Here is a 3688-nt window from a genome sequence, read left to right on the forward strand (position 1 = left end):
GCGTGCAAGCGGGAACGGATGACACGCAAAGGACGTCAGGAAAGAAGCACGCTCAGCGCGAGCCGGCTTCCATCTCACGGCATTCTTCAAGGGTATTGAGGTTGGCGAAGTCCTGCTCGCTGCCCGCCTGCACCTTGAGCCAGACATGCTGATCGAACCAGCGGTCGATCTTGCGCTCGCCAGCGGCCAGCGCCGCCTGCAGCGAGGGCAGCAGGCCACGATGCATGAGACAGATCACCGGATGGCAACGGAACTCGTCTGCCGCCACGGCCAGCAGCGCAGGCCCGGCATCAACCGCGTGACCGCCTTCGACAGTGAAGCCTTCCAGCTGATCGCCGTTGGCATGATCGATCAGCGCCACGCTCAGCGTCTCGACCAGTTCATTGGGCAGGTGCGGCACATCGCAGGCCACCATCATCACCCAGGGCGTCCGCGCTGCCGCCAGCGCACTGGCCATGCCCATCAGGGGGCCGTGGTAACCCTGCTCGCTGTCTTCGACCAGCGGATGCCCATAGGCGGCATATTCGGCGTGCGAGCGGTTGGCATTGATCAGCAGCTCACCCACCTGAGGGGTCAGGCGCGCCAGTACATGCGCCACCAGCGGCACCTCATTGAGCATGACCAGTCCCTTGTCGACGCCACCCATGCGCCGCGCCTGGCCACCGGCCAGCACCACCCCGGTGATATTGGCGGGCGTGAGCGAGGCCTTGAGCTGCTCGGCATCGCTCGGCAGTGGCGTGGCGTCAGAGGTGTGATTGGAGCTCGGCATGAAGGCGTATCCCGGTCGAGTGCGCAAAGGCGCAGCTAATGTCTTGCAGCAGGGCTGCTGGCAGAGGATCCAGTGCAAGCGGCTGATGCACAAGGCTTTCTCAGCCCTGAAGCTTGAGGTGCTTGCACTGAAGGCTCAGCCCATGAAGACGACTCAGCCCGCTGTGGGCTCAGTGTGCAGGCTGGCAGCGCTCAGCGTCCAGCGCGCACTCGAGCCCTGACTCAAGGCATTGTCCTGATGCGAGGACAGGATCACCGCACACCCCTGCTGGCACATCTGCTCCAGTCGCAGCGCCAACTGCTCGACGGCGGCCTGGTCCAGATTGGCGGCAGGCTCATCCAGCAACAGCACCGGCGGACGCGACAACCAGGCGCGCGCCAATGCCAGTCGCGCCCGCTCGCCACCCGACAATGAGCGGGCGGGCTGACGGGCCTGATCGCTCAGCCCGCTCCAGCGCAGCATCTCCTCGACCTGATCGCGCTGCTGGCCGGCAGAGCCGCTGTCGGGTTGCCAGCGAGCCGCCAGCACCAGATTGCCGGCCACGCTGGTGTCGAACAGATACGGCTGCTGGTGCAGGTAGCGCACCGGATGAGCGTCACGGGTCTGCCATTCAAGCTTGCCGCCTGTCGCTGGCTGCATGCCAGCCAGCACGCGCAGCAGCGTGGTCTTGCCGCTGCCGTTGTCACCCTTGAGGTGCACCCAGCCGGACGCCGGGGTCGGCGCCCAATCCAGCGCCGCCACATGCCATAACAGGCGCCCTTGCGCCTCAACGCCCTCACCGGATGCCTGCGCCGCAGGCGGCAAGCGATATTCGAGGCCGCGCACACGCAACAGAGGGGCAACACTTGCGTCGGCAGCGAGTGCCTGGGCAGCAGACGGCGAGGCTTGCACGAAGCCATTCCCCGCCACCGGGCAGGAGGGGTCGCCCGGGGGAACAGACGAGGACGAAGAACTAGGGGGGAACATCATGACTCCATACGACGATTCAGCCTGACGCGATCAGTGCTGGCGTGTGCTTGTCTCAACTGGCTGGCAGGCGGCTTGCAGACTGCGGGAGCAGAACGTGACTGGCGGCGAGGCCGCGGGTCACGCCTGTACCACCAGTTGACCGCGACCGCGCAACAGCCCCAGCATCAGATTGAGCGCCAGTGCCAACACCAGCAATACCATGCCCAGGGCAACCCCCTGGGCATACTCGCCCTTGAGGGTTTCCAGCGCGATGGCCGTGGTGATATTGCGCGTGAAACCGGCAATGTTACCACCCACCATCATGGCGCAACCCACTTCAGCGATGATTCTACCAAACGCGGCCACCAACGCCGCCATCACGCCGAACCGGGCCTCCATCACCAGCCGCCACAGCGCCGCCCGGCGCGACGCCCCTAGCTGCAAGGCCGTCTCCCAGGCACGCTTGTCGACGCCCGCCAGCGCGGCATGCAGCATCACCACCAGAATCGGCAGGGCGAGCAGAATCTGCCCGATCACCATCGCCGGCTGGGTGAACAGCAGATGCCAGTCGCCCAGCGGGCCAGCGCGCGACAGCAGGATGAACAGCAGCAGCCCCACCACTACGGTGGGGACGGCCATCAGGGTATTGATCAGCGAGATCAGCAGCCAGCGCCCCGGGAAGGCACAGCGAACCAGCACGAAGGCGATCAACAGTGCCGGTGGCACCGCGATCAACATCGCCATCAACGAGACACGAAACGACACGCCGATGATCTCCCACAGCGCGCCATCCATGCTCAGCAGGAGGCTCATGGCCTCCTGCGTTGTTTGCCACAAGCTCACGAGCGCGGCTCAGCCTGTGCGCCCTGCGCCTTCATCGGCGTGCGCTCAGAGGCGCGGTCCGCTGTCTGGCGAGCATCGAAGCCGGTCTCGCCGTGGCTGGCATGGAACAGCGCCTTGCCCTTGAGACGGTAATCATCGATTGCCTGCTGCCCTTCGCTGGAGATCAGCCATTGGGCCAGCTCACGCGCACCACGGGTATTGAGCCCATCATGATTGGCCGGGTTGACCAGAATCACCTGATAGGGGTTGAAGAGGCGCGCATCACCCTCGACCAGAATCTCAAGCTCGAGCTTGTCTTCCATCGCAAGCCAGGTACCACGATCACTCAGTGTGTAGTCCTGCAGCTCACTGGCCATGCTCAGCACCTTGCCCATGCCCTGGCCGACGGCCTTGTAGCCGGAGAAGTCAGGGGTGACATCGGCACTCTGCCACAGGGCCAATTCCTTCTTGTGGGTGCCGGAATCATCGCCACGCGAGATGAAGCCGGCATTGGCGCCGGCGATCTTGCCCAGTGCCGCGTCCACATCCTGCATGCCGTCGATGGCCGCCGGGTCCGCCTCGGGGCCGAGCAGCACGAAGTCGTTGTACATCACGCCATGCGGTTCGACACCGTAGCCGGCATCGACGAACTTGCGCTCGGCGCCCGGGGCGTGGGTCATCACCAGATCCACATCGCCATCCTGGCCCATGCGCAACGCCTTGCCGGTACCGACCGCGATGACCTGAATGGTGACATCGTGGGCCTCTTCATACTCCGGCAGCAGGTGATCGAGCAGGCCTGAGTTGTAGGTGCTGGTCGTGGTGGCCAGACGGATGATGTCGTCGGCTGCCTGGGCCGGCAGAATGCTCAGCGCACCGAATGACAGGCCTGCGAGGGTGGCCAGCAGGCGACGAGAAGACAAGGTATGGCGTTGCGGCATGGGGGTGCTCCCTGAATATTTTTTCTGGCGTGACGGTCTTGATGACATCAGCGTGAATGCTGACCCTGCAAACGACATGCCGAAAGCGCTGTGGTGACGAAACGGACGATCCGATAAAGGCTTTCAAGGCTTTGCCAGACAGCGCTGATACATGGACTGGCACGCAAGACAGCCGGCGATGATACCGGAATCTTCTCCAGCAGGCAGA

General features: G+C 64.4%; 4 protein-coding genes. All 4 read right to left on the minus strand.

Annotated features, from left to right (window positions below; genetic code table 11):
- Nucleotides 1–52 precede the first annotated feature (52 nt).
- The 4 genes from mobA to AC4FAH_RS13850 all read right to left on the minus strand — a co-directional run bounded on the left by mobA (nucleotide 53) and on the right by AC4FAH_RS13850 (nucleotide 3480).
- Nucleotides 53–769: a molybdenum cofactor guanylyltransferase gene (mobA, locus tag AC4FAH_RS13835; protein WP_490246234.1), complete on the minus strand. Its 717-nt coding sequence runs from the start codon at nucleotides 767–769 to the stop codon at nucleotides 53–55.
- A gap of 153 nt (nucleotides 770–922) precedes the next feature.
- Nucleotides 923–1660: an ABC transporter ATP-binding protein gene (locus tag AC4FAH_RS13840; protein WP_490246235.1), complete on the minus strand. Its 738-nt coding sequence runs from the start codon at nucleotides 1658–1660 to the stop codon at nucleotides 923–925.
- Between the two features lie 195 nt (nucleotides 1661–1855).
- Nucleotides 1856–2530 carry an ABC transporter permease gene (locus tag AC4FAH_RS13845; protein ID WP_199852303.1) on the minus strand — a complete coding sequence of 225 codons (675 nt, stop codon included), beginning with the start codon at nucleotides 2528–2530 and terminating at the stop codon, nucleotides 1856–1858.
- A gap of 26 nt (nucleotides 2531–2556) precedes the next feature.
- The gene (locus AC4FAH_RS13850) at nucleotides 2557–3480 is read right to left on the minus strand and encodes an ABC transporter substrate-binding protein (RefSeq protein WP_286987439.1); all 924 of its coding nucleotides are present in this window, start codon (nucleotides 3478–3480) and stop codon (nucleotides 2557–2559) included.
- Nucleotides 3481–3688: the final 208 nt, after the last annotated feature.

Source organism: Cobetia sp., assembly GCF_983723665.1.

Coding starts and splice junctions, on each gene's coding strand:
- mobA (WP_490246234.1), bottom strand. CDS start 769: ATGCCGAGCTCCAATCACACCTCTGACGCCACGCCACTGCCGAGCGAT.
- AC4FAH_RS13845 (WP_199852303.1), bottom strand. CDS start 2,530: ATGAGCCTCCTGCTGAGCATGGATGGCGCGCTGTGGGAGATCATCGGC.
- AC4FAH_RS13850 (WP_286987439.1), bottom strand. CDS start 3,480: ATGCCGCAACGCCATACCTTGTCTTCTCGTCGCCTGCTGGCCACCCTC.